This window comes from Actinoplanes sp. NPDC051861 (genome assembly GCF_040681145.1).
Lineage (GTDB): Bacteria > Actinomycetota > Actinomycetes > Mycobacteriales > Micromonosporaceae > Actinoplanes.
The window spans coordinates 61,760-79,174 of the sequence record NZ_JBFAYE010000020.1 but is presented as its reverse complement, the minus strand read 5'-3'; the positions used below and the strand labels follow the sequence as shown (position 1 = coordinate 79,174).

General features: G+C 72.2%; 14 protein-coding genes. 6 read left to right on the top strand and 8 right to left on the bottom strand.

Annotation, left to right across the window (positions count from 1 at the left end):
* Positions 1–7: 7 nt before the first annotated feature.
* Positions 8–2,617, top strand: coding sequence for a hypothetical protein (locus AB0M02_RS36130; RefSeq protein ID WP_364235426.1), 2,610 nt, complete (start codon positions 8–10; stop codon positions 2,615–2,617).
* On the opposite strand, the gene AB0M02_RS36125 is transcribed toward AB0M02_RS36130, so the two are convergent.
* Positions 2,604–3,809: a cysteine desulfurase-like protein gene (locus tag AB0M02_RS36125; protein ID WP_364235424.1), complete on the bottom strand. Its 1,206-nt coding sequence runs from the start codon at positions 3,807–3,809 to the stop codon at positions 2,604–2,606. The genes AB0M02_RS36130 and AB0M02_RS36125 overlap by 14 nt on opposite strands.
* A gap of 18 nt (positions 3,810–3,827) precedes the next feature.
* Here AB0M02_RS36125 and AB0M02_RS36120 point away from each other — a divergent pair, with 18 nt between their 5' ends.
* Together AB0M02_RS36120 and AB0M02_RS36115 are read left to right on the top strand one after the other, a co-directional pair.
* Positions 3,828–4,475 carry a hypothetical protein gene (locus AB0M02_RS36120; RefSeq protein WP_364235422.1) on the top strand — a complete coding sequence of 216 codons (648 nt, stop codon included), beginning with the start codon at positions 3,828–3,830 and terminating at the stop codon, positions 4,473–4,475.
* Between the two features lie 60 nt (positions 4,476–4,535).
* Positions 4,536–5,660 (top strand): nucleotide disphospho-sugar-binding domain-containing protein, encoded by a 1,125-nt coding sequence (locus AB0M02_RS36115; RefSeq protein WP_364235419.1) that lies wholly within the window; start codon positions 4,536–4,538, stop codon positions 5,658–5,660.
* Here the strand turns inward: AB0M02_RS36115 and AB0M02_RS36110 are convergent.
* Entirely contained in the window at positions 5,599–6,258 is a 660-nt protein-coding gene (locus tag AB0M02_RS36110; protein ID WP_364235417.1) for a VTT domain-containing protein, read from the bottom strand. The two genes, AB0M02_RS36115 and AB0M02_RS36110, sit on opposite strands and share 62 nt — an antisense overlap.
* A gap of 185 nt (positions 6,259–6,443) precedes the next feature.
* On the opposite strand from AB0M02_RS36110, the gene AB0M02_RS36105 reads away from it, so the two are divergent.
* The 3 genes from AB0M02_RS36105 to AB0M02_RS36095 are packed head-to-tail and all read left to right on the top strand — an operon-like array spanning position 6,444 to position 9,075.
* The gene (locus tag AB0M02_RS36105) at positions 6,444–7,268 is read left to right on the top strand and encodes a type II CAAX endopeptidase family protein (RefSeq protein ID WP_364235416.1); all 825 of its coding nucleotides are present in this window, start codon (positions 6,444–6,446) and stop codon (positions 7,266–7,268) included.
* A complete protein-coding gene (locus AB0M02_RS36100) occupies positions 7,265–8,419 on the top strand; it encodes a histidine kinase (RefSeq protein ID WP_364235414.1) in 1,155 nt (384 codons plus the stop codon). The genes AB0M02_RS36105 and AB0M02_RS36100 overlap by 4 nt, the downstream gene beginning before the upstream one ends.
* The gene (locus AB0M02_RS36095) at positions 8,416–9,075 is read left to right on the top strand and encodes a response regulator transcription factor (RefSeq protein WP_364235411.1); all 660 of its coding nucleotides are present in this window, start codon (positions 8,416–8,418) and stop codon (positions 9,073–9,075) included. The genes AB0M02_RS36100 and AB0M02_RS36095 overlap by 4 nt, the downstream gene beginning before the upstream one ends.
* On the opposite strand, the gene AB0M02_RS36090 is transcribed toward AB0M02_RS36095, so the two are convergent.
* Genes AB0M02_RS36090 through AB0M02_RS36065 form a run of 6 tightly spaced genes read right to left on the bottom strand, consistent with a single transcriptional unit; the run spans position 9,051 to position 17,370 of the window.
* The gene (locus AB0M02_RS36090) at positions 9,051–10,778 is read right to left on the bottom strand and encodes an ABC transporter ATP-binding protein (protein ID WP_364235409.1); all 1,728 of its coding nucleotides are present in this window, start codon (positions 10,776–10,778) and stop codon (positions 9,051–9,053) included. The two genes, AB0M02_RS36095 and AB0M02_RS36090, sit on opposite strands and share 25 nt — an antisense overlap.
* Positions 10,775–12,415, bottom strand: coding sequence for an ABC transporter ATP-binding protein (locus tag AB0M02_RS36085; protein ID WP_364235407.1), 1,641 nt, complete (start codon positions 12,413–12,415; stop codon positions 10,775–10,777). The genes AB0M02_RS36090 and AB0M02_RS36085 overlap by 4 nt, the downstream gene beginning before the upstream one ends.
* The gene (locus AB0M02_RS36080; RefSeq protein ID WP_364235404.1) at positions 12,412–13,455 is read right to left on the bottom strand and encodes an iron chelate uptake ABC transporter family permease subunit; all 1,044 of its coding nucleotides are present in this window, start codon (positions 13,453–13,455) and stop codon (positions 12,412–12,414) included. Before AB0M02_RS36080 ends, AB0M02_RS36085 begins: the two co-directional genes overlap by 4 nt.
* Positions 13,452–14,495 carry an iron chelate uptake ABC transporter family permease subunit gene (locus AB0M02_RS36075; protein ID WP_364235402.1) on the bottom strand — a complete coding sequence of 348 codons (1,044 nt, stop codon included), beginning with the start codon at positions 14,493–14,495 and terminating at the stop codon, positions 13,452–13,454. The genes AB0M02_RS36080 and AB0M02_RS36075 overlap by 4 nt, the downstream gene beginning before the upstream one ends.
* Entirely contained in the window at positions 14,495–15,487 is a 993-nt protein-coding gene (locus tag AB0M02_RS36070) for an ABC transporter substrate-binding protein (protein ID WP_364235399.1), read from the bottom strand. Before AB0M02_RS36070 ends, AB0M02_RS36075 begins: the two co-directional genes overlap by 1 nt.
* Before the next feature lie 17 nt (positions 15,488–15,504).
* Positions 15,505–17,370, bottom strand: coding sequence for a siderophore-interacting protein (locus tag AB0M02_RS36065; protein ID WP_364235398.1), 1,866 nt, complete (start codon positions 17,368–17,370; stop codon positions 15,505–15,507).
* Positions 17,371–17,415 lie beyond the last annotated feature (45 nt).

The following is a 17,415-nucleotide window of genomic DNA, read 5'->3' as shown; positions in this document are numbered from 1 at the left end:
GTGGGCCATGCAGCCACCGATCAGTCTCCCGGATCCGGCGGACCCACCCTTCGGCGCCGTCAACGAGGCGAGGACGTTCGATCCGTTCGACCCGGCCGCGCTGAACTGGACCACGGCGGCCACCCCGGAGCAACGCGAGGCGGCGATGGCCGCGTTCGGCCTGCGGCTCACCCTCACGGCGACGCGGGCCGCCGCGCTGCTCGCACCCGCCCGCGGTCAGGTCTCGTGGACCGTCACCACCGACAACGGTCAGTTCGTGAGCCGGACCCTCGTGCTGGAACTGGAGCCGGACGCCGTGGCGGCCCTGCATCTCGCCGGCCGCGTGGAGAACGAACCGGAACCGGCGAATCTGTCGGTCCTGCCGTGGCACAGCGTGTCCGGGGGCGCCGTCCGGGTACGACTGCTCTTCACGTTCGCCGACCCGGCTCTCGACGAGCGGGTCCGCACCCAGGTCGCCGCGCTCCACGCCGGCGGCACACTCACCCGCGCCTGCGACGACGACCTCGATCTCCGATTCGTCGACGGTGTCCTGACGCCGTTCGACCTTCCGGCCGGGACACCGGAGCAGCGCCACCTCGAGCCCTGGTGGACCGGCATCAGCGCCGTCACGTGGCGGCTGCGGGGGGCCGACCCGGACAACAAGCTCGTCGATCTCCTGCCGGGTGACGTCGTGCACCTCCAGGCGCAACTGCGCGACGGGCTGTCGAAGTCCGCCACCGATCACTGGTTCCTGTGCAACCCCGGCCTGGTGCTGCGCAGCCTCGCGGTGGCCGGCGACCCGGCCGACCAGGCCAACGACGCCGCCTACCGCGTGCTGTGCGGCGACTGTGTGGCGCCGGTGGTGAGCGGGGGCACGCCCGCGAGCGGCGGCACCAATCCGGCCGGCGACGAGCCGCTCGGGTTCGCCGGCGCCGTCGTGGTCCACGGCGGGTCGAACGGCGGCGTGCTGCTGCAGCCGCCGGCCGACGTGGTGACGCCGGGGTGCGCGTTCAGCTTCACCAGCGCGGAGGACGTCCGCGTCTTCTCGCCGCGGCTGGCGGATCAGGTCGTCGGGCTCCGGCTGTGGCAGCCGACGTACGACGTGCTCGACCTGACCATGGTGCGGGAGCGCGTCGTCGCCGGAAAGGGAAACGGCAACGACGTGTGGGTGCCGGCCGACAACACCGTGATCCTGACGACGGAATACGCGGCTCCCGGGCGGGCGGAGCGGTACCCGGCCAACCGCGACACGCATTTCCTGCCGGCGACGGAGTTCGCGTACGGCTACGACGGCAGCCGCGCCCGCCCGGCGGAGGGCCAGCCTCCGCACGAGCTTCCGGTAGCCGCCACGTGGGAGCGCGTGTTCAACCTGAACGAGACGGCCGAGATCCGGCCGGAGCATCCCCGCTGGCGCAACAAGGGGTCGGCGCCGCTGTTCCCGACCGTGCGCCGGTTGTTCCCGCTCCGCGTCGAGATGTCACTCGCCGGTGCCCCGGACGCGCAGCCGCTCTGCACCATCTCGCAGGACGACGTGGACTGCGTCCGGCAGGAGTACATCTTCCACATGCGGTTCACCGACTACTACCAGGACTACGCGGTCGTCTGGCGCGCGGACCAGCTGCCCACCCGGGTCTTTCCCTCGCCGACGCACCGCATCGGCGTCGACGCCGGTGGCAACGCGGTGCCCGCGCTCGGCGAGGGGCGGGTGATCACGGTGCCCACCCGTCGCAGGGTACGGCCGGTGGTCCGGCAGGAGACGCGCTACCGGTACTCGCTATTGGTGGCGAACTGGCAGGACCGTATCGTTCAGGCCGAGACACCGGGCGAGAGGTACGCCACGAGGCTGCGCGACATCCTGGCCGATCCGGCGACGTTGACGGACATCCGCAACGCGATGGCGGCCGGGGTGGATTACGCCGACCCCGTCCTGCCGGCGTACGCGGCCGAGATCGCCGCGCTCGTGGACGAGTTCGTCAACGCCGGGCCGTTCCCGGCCGGCTCGACGCGGGACTTCCTGTCGGCGACGCTGCGCGGGCAGGACGCCATCGCCAGGTTCACGGCGCTGGATCCGTTCGCCCTCCAACTCGGCTCCTCGTGGCGCCCACCGGAGTTCAACGAATCGGTCAGTGACACGCCGATCAGCAATCACCAGCGCGGCGAGGCATTCGACAAACAGCCGCTGGGAGCCGGGCCGGGTCTGCGCAATCCGCTGGCGCAGCTGTGCCTGCACATGGTGGGACAGGACTTCTTCCCGGGACTGCTCAGCGAGATGCTCCTCGAGGACCAGAAGTCGAAGTATCTGAGCACGCTGTTCGACGCCACCGTCGATGCGGCGGGAATCGCCCGGCGCCGCTACGTGGTGATCGCGAACTTCCTGGTCAACGGCTCGGCGGAGTTCCGGCTCCGTGCGCCGGACGGCACCGAGGAGGAACTGCCGACGCAGTCCGTGCTGGACGGCGAGGTGCTCACGGCGAGCACGCGGCAGCTCTCCAGCAACCTCGCTAACGCGTTCCTCACCGCGTACCGCAGCCACCTCCAGCAGAGCGGCGACCTGTGGCCGGTGCCGCCGCCCACGTACCTGGAGACGTACCTGTTCGGCCTCACCGCGGCGTCGCACGTCCATTTCACGTGGCGGTGAAGGAGGCGAGGCCGTCGAGGAAGCGGTCCACGTCCTCGGCGGTGTTGTAGGGCGCGAGTCCCGCCCGCAGCGCGGGATCGGTCAGTCGCAGGGCGGTGAACGGCTCGTAGGCGTAGAAGGAGCCGGCGGGTGCCAGGACGCCTCGCGCGGCCAGATGCACCTGGGCCTGCCGGGCGTCGCGGCCGTCGAGGGTCATCAGCAGCGTCGGCGTACGGTCGGCAGCCTGTGAATGCAGGGTGACCGCGTCGCCGAGCGCGCGCAACCCGTCCTCCAGCCTCGTGCGCAGCGCGTCCTCGTGCTCGTGCAGGGCGGCCAGCGAGTGCGCGAGACGCTCCCGGCGGGAGGTCCGCGGGCCGGGGTCCATGGCGGCGAGATAGTCCACGGCGGCGGTGGCGCCCGCCAGCATCTCGTAGGGCAGGGTGCCGAACTCGAAGCGCTCCGGCACCGCGTTGGAGGACGGCAGCAGCTTGTCCGGCTGGATGGTCTCGAGAAGCTCCGGAGCCGCCGCGAGCACGCCGCAGTGCGGCCCGAGGAACTTGTAGGGCGAACAGACGAACAGGTCGGCGCCCATCGCGGGCACGTCGACGAGGTCGTGGGCGGCGTAGTGCACACCGTCCACGTAGACCAGTGCGCCGTGCTCGTGCGCCAGATCGGCGATCCGGCGCAGCGGCGGCTTGGTGCCCAGCACGTTCGAGGCGGCCGTGACGGCGACCAGCCGTGTGCGGGGTGAGAGCGCATGCGCGTACGCATGAAGGTCCAGCTCTTTGCTCTTGCTCTCGATCTCCATCCAGCGGACGGTGACGCCGGTGCGCGCGGCCGCCTGGACCCACGGGCGCACGTTGCAGTCGTGATCGAGGCGGCTGAGGACGATCTCGTCGCCGGGCCGCCACGTCTTCGCGAGGTGCCGGGAGAAGTCGTAGGTCAGCTGGGTGGCACTGCGGCCGTGGACGACACCGGCGGCGGGCACGTTGAGCATGTCGGCGTAGGCGGCCCGGAACTCCGCGACGGTGCGTTCCGCGTTGGCCTCGGACACGCTCAGCGTCCCCCGGTTGGACAGGGGACCGGTCAGCGTTGTGGCGATGGCCTCGGCGACCGGGCGGGGAGTCTGTGTCCCACCCGGACCGTCGAAGAAGGCGAGGCCGTGGTCGAGGGCGGGGAAATCCGCGCGCAGGGCGGTCACGTCGATGGCCATGAGCGCCAGAATAGGTCCATGGTTCTCGACGAGCTGGAGTTTCTCGCATCCGTAGAACACGCGCTGACAGTTGAATACCTGACGATCGGTTACGCGCTCGCCGCGGACCTGCCCGACGCGTCCGTCGTCGCCGCGAGTCTCGGGCAGAGTCAGATGTTCCGGCTCCACCGTCTCTGCCGGGCGCTCGTGGCCGCCGGCCGCAGTCCGTCACTGGACCGGGCCGCGAGCATCACGGCGGACCTGCTGTTCAGCCCGGTGGGCCCGGACGCGTACGCGAACCTGCTGCACCGCGAGTCCGCGATCGCGCGAGCGGTGGACGACCGGTATCGCGCCCTCGCCCCCTCGGCCGGGCCGGAACTGGCGGAACTGATCGGCGAGTCCGGGCCCACCCACGAGGCAGATCTCCAGCCGCTGCGCGACGCGATCGGGGACCCGGCCCCGCCCGGTTTGCTGCACACGGTCCGTTTCGAGCCCCGCGACGACACCGAGTCCCTGCTCCTGAGCGCGAGCGACTCGGCGTACCGCGTCGTGGTCACCGCGCTGCGCGCCATGTACGGCGACGACTTCGGGTCCTACCGCTCGATCGCCAACACCTCCATGATGACCCTCGACGCGATCAACCAGGTGATGGCCAGGACCGGGCTGTTGCCCTCCTTCAACCCCTGACTTCGTCAGCTGCTGGACACGGAGAGGCGCCCGAGGTGGTCGCCGTTCTACGGTGAGCCGGTGCGGGTACTCATCGTGTCGGCGCCGATGCTCGGGCATGTCTTCCCGCTCGTGCCGCTCGGCCGGGCGCTCGAGAAGGCGGGCCACGAGGTGCTGGTGGCGACCGCTGCCGAAGCGCTGCGCGTACGGGAGAGCGGCCTCGCCGTGCACGACGTCCGGCCGGGTTACCGGTTCGGGCCGATAGCGGCTCGCATGCTGCTGCGGCACCCGCTGCTGTCGCGGGCGCAGCTGGCCGGCGCGACCGACCCCCGCGGCGTCGGCGCCCTGTTCGGTGTGGTCAACGACCGGATCGCGGACGGCGTGATGGCCGTTGCCCGCCGGTGGCGGCCGGACCTCGTCGTCCACGAACCACTCGCGGCGGCCGGCGCGCTGGCCGCCGCAGGCATCGGCGTGCCGGCGGTGCTGCACGAGACCACGCTGTTCGGCGGCTCGTCGCTGGTGGCCGCGACCGCCTCCCGGCTCGGCGACGCGATGCGCCGGCATTCGGTCGCCGAGCTTCCGCCGCCGGCCGCGGTGCTGACGATCGCTCCGGCCAGCGTGGCCGGGACGCGCGACGGCTGGCCGATGCGCGCCGTGCCGTACGGTGCCGACCAGCCGCTACCCGGCTGGCTCACCGAGCCGCCACCGCGCGCCCGTGTCCTGGTCAGCCGCAGCACCGTGCCGCAGCCCGGGGCGGATCGGCTGATGAGCCGGGTGATCGGCGCCGCCGGCCCGGTCGACGCGGACTTCGTGCTGATCCGGCCCGACCGGCGGGCCGCCGCCCGGCAGTGCCCGCCGAACGTCCGCGTCACCGACTGGCTGCCGTTGCCCGCCGCCCTCGCGGTCAGCACCGCGATCGTGCATCACGGTGGAGCCGGTTCCGTCCTCGCCGCCCTGCACGCCGGTGTCCCGCAGCTGGTCGTCCGCGGCGCCGCCGACCGCCGGCACAACGCCGAACTCGTCGCGGCGCGTGGTGCCGGGCTGGCGGTCGACGAGAGGGAGATCAGCACGGCGGTGATCGGCCGGTTGCTCGACGATCCGGCGCTGGCGCAAGCGGCCAAGCAGGTCAGCGCGGAGGTGGCGGCTATGCCGGCCCCGGCGGACGTGGTACCACGGCTGACCGGGTTGGTCCCTCGCGGAGCATGAATCTGCCCAGCAACCAGCAGACCACGGCGGCCACCGCGACCGCGCCGAAGACGACCAGGCTGTCGCCGGTCGTCGCGCCGCGCCAGCCCGTGTAGGAGAAGGCGACGGCCGGCCCGGCGGTCCCCGCGGCGGCAGCGGCGAACGCTGCCGCCGGCCGCATCCCCAGGGCGCCCGCGGTGTACGCGACGGTCTCGGCCACCAGCGGCAACGGCCGGCTGACGACGACCGCCAGCAGGCCCCAGCGCCGCACCAGCCCGGCCGAGCGAGGGGTGCCGGTCGCGAGCAGGTTCCGGGACCGCCGCCCGAGGACATAGCCGACGGCGAATCCGCCGAGACCGCCCAGCAATGCCAGCGCGGCACCGGTGGCCAGGCCGAACGTCGCACCCAGCGCGACCATGACGACGCTCGACGGCACCGGCACCACGGCGTCAGCGACCAGCAGACCGACACCGATCGCCGCGGCGGCGATCGAGACCGTGCCCAGCACCGGCCGCGGGTCGGTGAGCAGCGGCACCCCGGCCAGCTCGACAATCAGGAAGACCGTCAGGAGTGCGGCCGCCACGACGGTGACCAGCATCCAGACGCGTAGACGCCCCATGCCCGGAAACGGTACGAGTGGTACGCGGTCCACGACAGTCAGTAAGCAGACGGAACGTCAGTCGGCTGTGTCCCCCGTGCGAGCTACACGCAGATGTCCACCGTGTGGTGACGTTTCGGGACGTACGAATTCATAGGTTTCTTCGTGTCGCGGCACCTCGGCCGCGACCTCACGAAGGAGTCATCATGCGGCTCGTCAAGCAGTTCCTGGCCGTCGCGGCCATCGCCTTCCTCGGTGGCCAGGGCGCCGCCGCGGTGGACGGGAACCCTTGGCTCACCCTGGTCGCCGGGCTGGCGACCGCGGCCCTCGCGATCCTCGTCTACCGCTGGGTGGTACGCCGCACCGAGCGGCGCGCGCCGGACGAGCTGGCCCGCGCCGGGGCCGGCCGCCGGCTCGCCGTGGGCACGCTGATCGGGTTCGGGATGTTCGCGGCGGTGATCGCGAACATCGCCTTCCTCGGCGGTTACCACGTGCACGGCATCGGCTCGGTGAGTGGCGCGGTGGGCATGATCGGATTCATGGCCGCCGCGGCGACGACCGAGGAGCTGCTCTTCCGCGGCGTGCTCTTCCGCGTCATCGAGGAGCGCACCGGCACCTGGATCGCGCTGTTCGGCACCGGCCTGGTGTTCGGCCTGATGCACCTGGCCAACCCGGACGCCTCGCTGTGGGGCGCGATCGCGATCGCCATCGAGGCGGGGTTCATGCTCGCCGCCTGCTACGCCGCCACCCGCAACCTGTGGGTGCCGATCGGCCTGCACTTCGGCTGGAACTTCGCGCTGGGCGGCATCTCGGGCGCCGTGGTCTCGGGCAACGGCGAGTCCACGGGCCTGCTGGACGCGACCACCTCGGGCCCGGCCCTGCTCAGCGGCGGCGACTTCGGCCCGGAGGGCAGCCTCTACACGGTCGGGGCGGGTGTGCTGCTGACGGTGATCTTCCTGTGGCTGGCCCACCGCCGCGGCAACCTCGTGCCGCGCCGCCGCCGGGCGGCCGACGCTACAGTCTCCCGGTGATCGACACACGGCGGGCCCGGACGATCTGGCGGCGGCAGCCGGTCATCGTCCGGGATGCCCCGTTGGCGCTGCTGTTCGCCGGCGCGGCGGCGTGGCCGGCGCTGGACAGCAACGGCACCCAGCTCGGCAACCTGGCCGACCGCCCGGACGACGCGCTGACCGTGCTGGTGGTCGCGCTGCTGAGCCTGCCGCTGGCGGTGCGCCGCCGGTGGCCGGCGATCTGCCTGGCGCTGGTGTCGCTCGGTTTCGCCCTCGACCAGCTGTACGGCTACCACACGGTCGCCAGCAGCGCCCTGCCCATCGCCCTTATGAGCGCGGGCGCCCACCTGGAGCGGCACCGGCGCCCGATCGCGATCACCGCCGCCGTGGCGTACGTGCCGCTGGCCGTGGCCCTGGACCGGCTCGGAACGGGCGACGGCACGGCCGAGGGCCTGGCCGGGTTCGTCACGTTCTTCCTGCTGCTGGCCGTCGCCTGGGGCGTCGGGGCCTGGCTGCGGCAGACCCGGGCAGCGGAGGCGGAACGCCGGCGGCACGTCGCCGAGAGCACCCGCGCTGCCGAGCGCACCCGGATCGCCCGCGAGCTGCACGACGTCGTCACCCATCACGTGACCGCGATGGTCGTGCAGGCGGAGGCGGCCCGCTACCTGACCGCGGCGCCCGACCGGCTCGACCAGACGCTGACGGCAGTCACCGACACCGGCCGGCGGGCGATCTCGGACCTGCGGAAGATGCTCGATCTGCTCGACCCCGGCCACGACACGCTGCCGGCGGGCGGGCTCGGCTCGCTCGTCGAGCAGACCCGCCGCGCCGGTCAGCCGGTCGAGTTCGTCGCCGAGGGCACCCCGCCCGAACCGGCCGGCAGCGCCGAGGCCACCGCCTACCGGGTGGTGCAGGAGGCGCTGACCAACGCGATGAAGTACGACCACGGCGGGCACACCGCCGTGCACGTCCGGTACGGGGCGAGGGAGATCAGCGTACGGATCAGCAGCTCAGGCTCGGGGTCGGGCGCCGCGTCCCCGGGCGGCAGCGGGCGCGGGCTCGCCGGGCTGCGCGAGCGCGTCGGTGTGCTGGGCGGCGAGTTCAGCGCGGGCCCGGAGCCGGACGGCGGCTTCGTGGTCCGGGCCCTCATCCCCGCGGGCGGCGCGTCGTGACGGCGCCGGTCCGGGTGCTGATCTGCGACGACCAGGCGCTGATCCGTACCGGCTTCGCGACGATCATCGACGCCCAGCCCGATCTGGAGGCGATCGGGGAGTGCGGCGACGGGCGGGCCGCGGTCGAGCTGGCCCGCCGGCTGGAGCCGGACGTGGTGGTGATGGACGTGCGGATGCCGGTGCTCGACGGCATCGCCGCGACCCGTCTTCTGGCCGGCGCCGGGGTCGAGCGGCCGGTCAAGGTCCTGATCGTCACAACCTTCAACCTTGATGAGTACGTGTACGAGGCGCTGCGCGCCGGCGCCAGTGGTTTCCTGCTGAAGGACGCCCCGCCGGCCCAGCTGCTCAACGGCATCCGCACCGTCGCGACGGGCGCCGCGCTGCTCGCTCCCGAGGTGACCCGGCAGCTGGTGGGCCGGTATGCCGGGCGGATCCGCCCGGCCGAGGCCGCGACCGGCGACATCCCGCTCGCCCCGCGCGAGCTGGAGGTGCTGCGGCTGATCGCGGACGGGCTGTCGAACAGCGAGATCGCCGCGACCCTGGTGATCAGCCAGGAGACGGTCAAGACGTACGTGTCCCGGATCCTCACCAAGCTCGACCTGCGCGACCGCGTCCAGGCCGTGGTCTACGCCTACCGCCGCGGCCTGGTCAGCTGACTCCACGCCGCCCACAGGCCTGCGTAGAGGCCGCCCGCCGCGACGAGTTCGTCGTGCGTGCCCTCCTCGGTGATCCGCCCGTGCTCCATGACCACGATCCGGTCGCACGCGGCGGCCTGTGACAGCCGATGGGCGATCACCAGCCCGGTACGACCCGCCAGGGCGGCCTCGGCGGCACGGTCGAGCAGGCCGGCGTGGGTGGAACCGGCTTCGGCGGTGGCTTCGTCGAGAATCGCCAGGTCAGGGTTGTAGAGCAGCAGGCGGGCGAGCGCGAGCTGTTGTGCCTGGGCGTCGGTGAGCGGATGTCCGCCACTACCGACCACGGTGTCGAGGCCGTCCGGTGACAGGTCGAGCAGACCGGCTGATCCGGTGGCCTCCAGCGCCTCCCGTACTTCGCGGTCGGTGGCATCCGGTGCGGCGAGCGTGAGGTTCTCCCGCAGGGAGCCGGCGAACACGTGCACCTCCTGGGTGATGACCGCGGTGCGTTCCGGCCGTGCCACGGTCCCGGCATCGGGCGGGTGGATGCCGGCGATCACGGCTGCGAGCGTGGTCTTGCCCGCCCCGGAGGCGCCGACGACGGCGACGCGCCGACCGGAACCGATGCCGAGGGTGACGTCGTCGAGCACGAGCGGGCCGTTGTCGTAGGTGAACGTGACCCCGTCCAGCCGGACGGAGTCGCCCGCGCCGGACATCGGGCTCGGCCGGTCCGCCGGCATCGTGACGACGCCGATCATGCGGCTCAGCGAGGCGAGGGCGGACTGGAGGGTGTCGACGACGAACAGCAGCTGGTTGACCGGTCCGAGCAGGCGCAGCACGAGCAGCATCGCGGCGGTGGCGGCGCCGACGGTGGAGGTTCCACGGTCGATCAGGACGAACCCGACGACGAGCACGGCGGCCAGGCTCAGGCACTCGCCGATGTTGAGGCGGGCGTTGAGCATGCTCTGCACGGTCCGGGCGCGCAGCGACTGCACCGCGACGCTCCAGGAGGCGGTCATCACGGTGCGGTGGCGTTGCTCGGCGAGGCCGAAGCCGAGCACGGTCGCGTAGCCGCGCTGGGACTCGAGGATCTGTTGCGCGCGTGTGCTCATCGCCGCCCGCTCCCTGCGGTACACCGGCGGGCCGGTGCGCAGATACCACCGCATGGCCAGCACGTAGACCGGCATCACGACGGCGAACGCGAGAGCGTAGGGCCAATCCAGTGCCGCGAGCCCGCCGAGTGACACAACGATGGTGTACGCGGTGACGGTGACCGCCGGGATCACCGCCGGAGCGGCATCGGCGACCGCGGTCACGTCGTCACTGGACCGCGAGATCAGGTCCCCTGTCCCGGCGCGCTCCACCCGGTGCTGCGGGAGCGTCAGAGCGCGGGCGACCAGCTGTTCGCGCAGTGCGGCGAGGATGGCATGGTAGGCGCGGGTGGCCAGGACGATCGTCGCCGCGGTGCCGCCGGCGCCGAGCACGACCGAGACCGCCATCGTCGTGGCGACCGTCAGCACCGTGCCGAGGTCGGCGGTGCCGGTCCGGACCCGATCGACGAGGAACCCGATCGCGACCGGCCCGACCAGGTCGACGGCGGTGCTGACGATCCCCAGCCCCGCGACGGCGGCGAGCCGTGTCCGGTGCCCACGGCTGAGCCGCCACACCTCCCCGGCCGTCTCCCGGGCACCCGCGACCGGCAGCGCGTGCTCCGTCGTCCCGGTCATCGGGCCGGCTCGTCCCCGAGCAGGTCGACGACGCGGTCGCAGGCACCGAGCAGCGCCGGGGCCGAGGTGAGCAGCAGCGTCGAGCGGCCCGCCCGGGCACCGCGCAGCCGGCCGGCGATCGCGTGCTCGGTGACCGGGTCGACCGCGGTGGTCGGGTCGTGCAGCACGAGCACCGGCGCGTCACTCGCCAGGGCCCGGGCGAGCGCGACGCGCTGACGCTGGCCGCCGGAGAGGCGGTTGCCGCCCTCGCCGACTCCGACGTCGAGGTCGGCGGCGAAGTCGTCGCACGCCGCCGCCAGCACCGCGGCGTCCACCCGCTCGGGCGCTGCCGCCGTGACGGCGACGTTGTCGCGGAGCGTGCCGCTGAACAGGGTGGCGCGGTGCGGGGCGACGGTGACCCGGGAGCGGAACTCGGCCGGGGACAGCTCCCGCGCCGCGATCCCGTCGAGCCGCGCCTCGGCACCGCCCTCGGCCCGCGGGTCCAGCAGCGCCTCGACGACACGGGCGGCGGTCCGGTCGTCAGTGCGTACACCCACGAGTTCTCCGGGCTCCACCCGGATCGTCACGCCTGACGTGGACACCTCCAGTGCGGGTAGTGCGGCGTCCTCGCGTACGCATGCGATGTTGATCGTGGGTGTTGAGGTCGCGTTGTCCCGCAGCACGTCGAGGACATGCGCGGCAGAGGCGCGGGCGTTGGCCAGGTTGGGGATGGAGATGCTCGCGATCGCCTGGATCTGCGGGAGCAGAGCCTGGGTGAGGCCGACGGCGGTGATCAGCCCGCCGATGCTCAGCTGCCCGTCGACTGCGAACCAGCCGGCCAGTCCCATCACCGCTGCGACGAACGTGCCGCTGACCACGCCCGAGCCCATCAGGAACCGGCCCAGCAGGCCCGCGTTGCGCCTGGCGCCGGCGAGTGTCAGCCGGCTGGCCCGCCGGTACCGCCGGGTCGCCTCGGCCTCGGCGCGCACGCCCTTGACCACCCGGTATCCGGCGACCAGGTCGGTGGCCCGCCCGACGGTGGCGGCCAGCGACGCCTGGTACTCGCGGGTGTCCCGTGAGAGCCGCCCGCTGAGCAGGCCCATCAACCAGACCGCTACCGGCGCACCGAACAGGACCACGAGTCCGAGCAGCCAGTGCGTCGCCAGCAGCGATGCCGCGATGAATCCGATGGCCGTGATCCTCGAGACCGGGATGATCACCAGGATCACCGCGTTGGACAGGCGCGTGACGTCGTTGGTCATCACCGAGACCACGCCGCCGTCCGGCCCCTGTGCGGTGCCGCCGACCGGATGCAACACGCCGATCGAGAGGGTGCCGCGCAGCCGGTGCTGCAGCAGCTGCACCGCGTACGCGGTCAGCCGCAGCGAGAGCCTGGCCGCCGCCGTCAGCGCTACGTACAGGGCGACCAGCACGCCGAGCCACAGCCCCAGCTGTACCGCGTCCCCGGTCGCCAGCGCCCGGTCGATCGCGAGCCCCATCACCACCGGGATCGCCGACTCGCCGACCTGCCACACGATCGCCAGCAGCATCGCGGGAACGGTGACCCGTGGTAGCGAGAAGATGACGCGGGCCACGAACGTGCCGGGACGGTCGCCCGCCCCGACCTCGAACGGCCGGCCGTCGGGAGGCGGGTTCACAGACGTCTCCTGGCTTCGATGAACAGCAGCCAGCCGAGGTAGCCGCCGCCGAGAACGACGGTGATGATCCCCACCGGCAGGGGAGTCGGGGCGACGTGCTGGGCGAGGTAGTCCGCCGTCAGGCACAGCAGCGCGCCGACGAAGGCAGCGGGTGCGAGGGTGATCCCGGCGGTGCGGGCCAGCCGGCGGGCGATCTGCGGCGCGACCAGGGAGATGAACGCGATCGGCCCGGACGCGGCGGTGACCGTCGCGGTCAGCGCCACCCCCACCACGACCAGCCCGAGACGGGTCGGCGACACGCGTACCCCATGGGAGGCGGCCGCGTCGTCGCCCAGTTCCATCTGCCGCATCGGCCGGCTCAGCATCGCCGCCTGCAGCAGGAGCACGGCGATGCAGGCGCCGCCGACGGCGACCTGGCTCCAGGACACACCGTTGAGCGACCCGGCACCCCACGCGGCCGCGGCCATCGCCTGTTCCAGATCGGCCTGGAGGATCAGCCACACGTTGATCGAATCCAGCATCGCCGAGACGCCGATGCCGACGATGATCAGCCGGAAGCCCTGCACCCCTCGCCGGTAGGCGAGCAGGTACACGGCGACGGCGGTGGCCATTCCGCCCAGCAGCGCCCCGCCGACCAGCTGCGCATAGGTGCCGTTGACGGCCAGGATCACGATCAGCGCGCCGGTGTAGGAGCCCTGGGAGAACCCGATGACGCTCGGGTCCGCGAGCGGATTGCGCAACATCGACTGGAACACCGCCCCGCTCACCCCCAGCGCGGCACCGAACACCAGCGCCGCGGCCACCCGCGGCAGCCGCCATTCGACCACGATGTCGTGCACCAGCCCGCTCTCCCCGCCGGTCAGCGCGGAGACCACCTGCCCCGGGCTGAGCTGGTACGAGCCGGTCATCAGGGCCAGCACCGCCATGGCCGCGAGCGCGACCGCGAGGACCGCGCAGACGACGAGCGAGCGCCATTCGAGGCGTACCGCGACTCGCCGGCGCCGCAGCACCAGCACCCGCCGCCCGAGGTCCACGCTCATAGTCCGCTCGCCTTTTTGCGCCGCACCAGCGCGATGAGGACGGGGGCGCCGACGAAGGCTGTCACGACGCCCACCGGTATCTCGCCGGGCCGTATGACGACGCGGCCGACGATGTCGGAGGCCAGCAGCAGGCTCGGGGCGAGAAGGATGCTGTAGGCGAAGATCCATGGTTGGTGTGGGCCGACGAGCCAGCGGGCCACGTGCGGGACCATGAGCCCGACGAAGGCGATGGGCCCGGCGATCGCGGTGGCGCCGCCGGCGAGCAGGGTGAGCGCGATGATCGCGAGGACGCGGGTGCGCGCCAGGCTGACGCCCTGGGCGGCGGCGACGTCGTCGCCCAGGGCCATGGCGTTGAGTGATCCCGACACCGCGAGGGCGAGCACGAGGGCCACCGCGAAGAACGGCAGGATCGGCCACACCAGATCGAGTGGGCGGCCGACGATCGAACCGGCGTTCCAGGATCGCATCGCGTCGAAGGCCGCCGGGTTGGTCAACTGGAGCGCCTCCCGGGCGCCGCCGAGCACCGCGCCGACGCAGACCCCGGCGAGCACCATGAGCACCGGCGACTGACCCTGCCGGGTCGACCCGAGGGCGAGCACCATGAGCGTGACGATCAGCGCTCCGGCGAAAGCGAACCACATGTAGCCCTGGATGTCGCGAACGCCGAGTACGCCCACGGCGACCGTCACCGCGAAGGACGCACCGGCATGGACGCCGAGAATGCCGGGCTCGGCCAACGGGTTCCGGGTGAGCGCCTGGATCAACGCGCCGGACAGGCCGAGCGCGACGCCGACGACCAGACCGACGATCGTGCGCGGCAGCCGGTAGTCGCGGATCGCGAACTGGTCGATGTCGGCCGCTGGATGGAACAGGGCGTCCCACACCACTGACGGCCGGATCGACGTCGATCCGATCATGACGCTCAGCACCAGCAGAACGAGAAGGACCAGCAGCGCCGCCACGAGTCCGAGCAGACGACGACGCGGTCCGGGCACCGTGACGGTGCCCGGACCGGCCGGTCGCAGGGTGAGGGCTGTCACTACTTGGCGGGCAGGGACGCCAGCGCGCTGTCGAGCGAGTCCAGGTACTGCAGGACCGGCCCGTAGGAGTTGTTGCCGGGGCAGAAGACTCCGAGCGCGTGACCGGAGGTCACGGTGGGCAGCGCTTTCCAGGTGTTGCTCTCGACCACCGGCGCGAAGGCCTTCTTCGGCTGTCCGGCGGCGTCGACGGGGTACAGGATCGCGTCGTACTCGGACAGCCCGGCGATCTGCTCGAACGGCAGGTCGGCCCAGCCCAGGGGATCCTTGCCGGCCTCTGCCTTGGGGGAGTTCAGGCCGATGTCGTCCGCGGCGATCTCGATGCACCCGAAGTCGGTGATGACGAACGTCCCGGGATCGGAGTTGTCCCAGCGGTCGACCGCGACGAACTTGGTGTCCGCGATGATCTGGCGGTAGGTCTCCTTGATCTTCGTGACCTTGTCGTTGAACTGCGTCTTCTGCCCGCTCAGCGCGTCCGTCAGGTTGCCGGCCTCGGCGAGCCCGTCAGCGAAGGCCTTCCACTCGGTGTCGAGCCCCCAGTAGACCGTCGGGGCGATCGTCTCCAGCTGCTTCTTGATCCCCTCGAACTCGCTGTCCGGCACCTGAACCAGAATGAGGTCCGGCTTCAGGCCGGCGAGTTTCTCCAGGTCGACCTGGGCGGTGTCGGCCCCGAGGTTGGTGGCTGCCTGGTACGTGGCCTTCTGCTCGGCGGGAATGGGGTCGAGCTCGGAAGCGGAGAGCTCGGTGACGCCGACCGGCTTCCCGCCGATGTCGATGAACGGCTGCGTCGTGTTGCCGAGCGCGACCACTCGCTGCGGGGCGGCGGGAATCTCGACGGCGCCGTTGCCGGCCGTGACGGTGCGGGTCTTGGCGGCCGTGTCGCCGGTGTCGCCGGTGCCGCCGTCGTCACCGCCGCAGCCGGTGAGGACGAGTGTGGCACTCAGCAGGGCGGCGGCCAGCGCGGCGCCGCGCCGTATCAGGGGTGTCGTGCTCATTGATGTGTTCCTCTTTTTTATGGGGTGAAGGTGGGTACGAGTTCGTGGACGGTGGTGCCCCAGCCGACGGTGTGCGCGGTGCGGCGGGCCAGCCCGGCTCGGGTGATGACGGCGTCGAGTTCGGTGCCGGTGCGCAGGCCGGAGCCGTGCACGGTGAGGGCGAGCAGGTCTGCTTCACCGTCGTGCTCGTCGAGGTCGTCGGTGTCGAAGAGGTCCTCGACCAGCAGCACCCGGCCTCCCGGGAGGAGGTTCTCGGCGGCCCGGCGCAGGGCGTGGGCGGCATCGGCGTCGGCCAGGGTCTTGAAGGCGCGGATGACGAACACAGCGTCCGCGGCGGGGCTGGGCTCGAAGACGGACTGCTCGACCACGCTGACCCGCGCGCGCTGCTGCTCGTCGGGAACGGCGGCGGGCAGGTCGCGGCGCAGCCAGTCGGCCTGGGCGGGCAGCGCGCAGATCGTCACGCGCAGGTCGGGGTGGGCGGCGACGAACTCGCGTGCCTGTGCGCCCGCGCCGCCGGAGTGGAGCACCAGGTGCCGGACACCCTTGAGGATGTCGGACGTGGCGATCGGCTCGGCCAGCGCGGCCTGGAACAGCGCGAGGCGTTCCAGGTAGCGGTCCTCGTAGTGCTGTTCGGCGCGCACCTCGGCGAAGGTCTGCCCGGTGACCGAGGCGTAGGAGGCGCGACCGGTGCGGATCGACTCGGTGAGCCCGCGGATGCCGAGCATCTCGCGCCCCACCACCCCGGCGGGATGCAGGGCGTTGGCGACGAACTCGACGGTCAGGACCTCACCGACCGGCGTCAACCGGTAGCAGTTCGGCTCGGTCGGGGTGAGGACGTCCAGCGTGTGCAGGTAGCGCAGCAGTTTGCCCAGCGCCCGCTCGTCGGCGCCCGCCCTGGCGGCCAGGTCCGCGACGCTGGTCACGCCCCGGGAGATCAGCTCGGGCACTCCCAGTTCGACGGCGGTGCGGATCGCCATCGGCGCGATCAGCTCGGTCAGGTCGTGCAGCCTCTCGAACGGGGTCTTCGTCTTCGCGGGGTCGGGCACCGCGGCGTCCTCCTCCAGGGCGACGACCTCACCGCGACGCCAGTACCCGGTGAACTCGATGTCCTCCTTGGGCACCCCCCGGTCCTCGACCAGATGGCGCCGGATGTCTCGCACCGCCGCCTGTTGCCCGGCGAGCCACGCGAACGGCCGGCCGTCCCACCAGCCGCAGTTCCGGACCGCGTCGACCAGGTGGGTGGTCGTGCCGGCCTCGGCGCCGTCGCGTACGAGCCAGTTCACCTCGACGCCGGGCCGCTCACGCAACTCCTGGCGGTGCTCGTTCTCGGCGATCTCGATGAACACCTGGGCCCTGGTGTCCTCGGGCAGCTCGTCGAGCAGGCGGGCGATCGCCGGGATCGTCGTGTCGTCCCCGGCGACCAGGAGCCAGTCCGCGTCGTGGGGGAGCGCTCGGGACGCGCTCGGGCCGAAGAAGTGGATGCGGTCCCCGACCTGGGCGCGGTACGCCCACGTGGTGCCCACACCGATGCCGTGCTTGACGACGTCGATGTCCAGTTCCCGCGCTTCCGGGTCCCAGCGGCGCACGGTGTAGATCCGCGACAGGGGGCGGGGATCGCGGGGCAGGTCGACACCTTTTTCCGTCTGTACGGGCAGCACCGGCTCGGTCTGGCCGGGGTAGCGGAACACCAGCCGGACGTCGTCGTCGAAGCCGGTCGAGACGAACGCCGGTTGGGCGAAGCCGTTCGCCGAGGTGAACTCGCCCAGCTGCGCGCCGGCCAACGTGATCCGCCGCATCCCGGGCGTCAGATCCGTCACCCGGACGACCTCGACCTCCCGCAGGGTCAGGGGATGCACGGTGATCCGGCGTGAGGTCTTCGGCATGCTGGGAAAGGCCCTTTCAGATCGGTGCGAGTTAGGTGAGCCTAA

Bases quoted from the DNA above. Each gene is read 5' to 3' on its own strand.
- AB0M02_RS36130 (WP_364235426.1), top strand. From the start codon at position 8: ATGCAGCCACCGATCAGTCTCCCGGATCCGGCGGACCCACCCTTCGGC.
- AB0M02_RS36125 (WP_364235424.1), bottom strand. From the start codon at position 3,809: ATGGCCATCGACGTGACCGCCCTGCGCGCGGATTTCCCCGCCCTCGAC.
- AB0M02_RS36120 (WP_364235422.1), top strand. From the start codon at position 3,828: ATGGTTCTCGACGAGCTGGAGTTTCTCGCATCCGTAGAACACGCGCTG.
- AB0M02_RS36110 (WP_364235417.1), bottom strand. From the start codon at position 6,258: ATGGGGCGTCTACGCGTCTGGATGCTGGTCACCGTCGTGGCGGCCGCA.
- AB0M02_RS36105 (WP_364235416.1), top strand. From the start codon at position 6,444: ATGCGGCTCGTCAAGCAGTTCCTGGCCGTCGCGGCCATCGCCTTCCTC.
- AB0M02_RS36090 (WP_364235409.1), bottom strand. From the start codon at position 10,778: ATGACCGGGACGACGGAGCACGCGCTGCCGGTCGCGGGTGCCCGGGAG.
- AB0M02_RS36080 (WP_364235404.1), bottom strand. From the start codon at position 13,455: ATGAGCGTGGACCTCGGGCGGCGGGTGCTGGTGCTGCGGCGCCGGCGA.
- AB0M02_RS36070 (WP_364235399.1), bottom strand. From the start codon at position 15,487: ATGAGCACGACACCCCTGATACGGCGCGGCGCCGCGCTGGCCGCCGCC.
- AB0M02_RS36065 (WP_364235398.1), bottom strand. From the start codon at position 17,370: ATGCCGAAGACCTCACGCCGGATCACCGTGCATCCCCTGACCCTGCGG.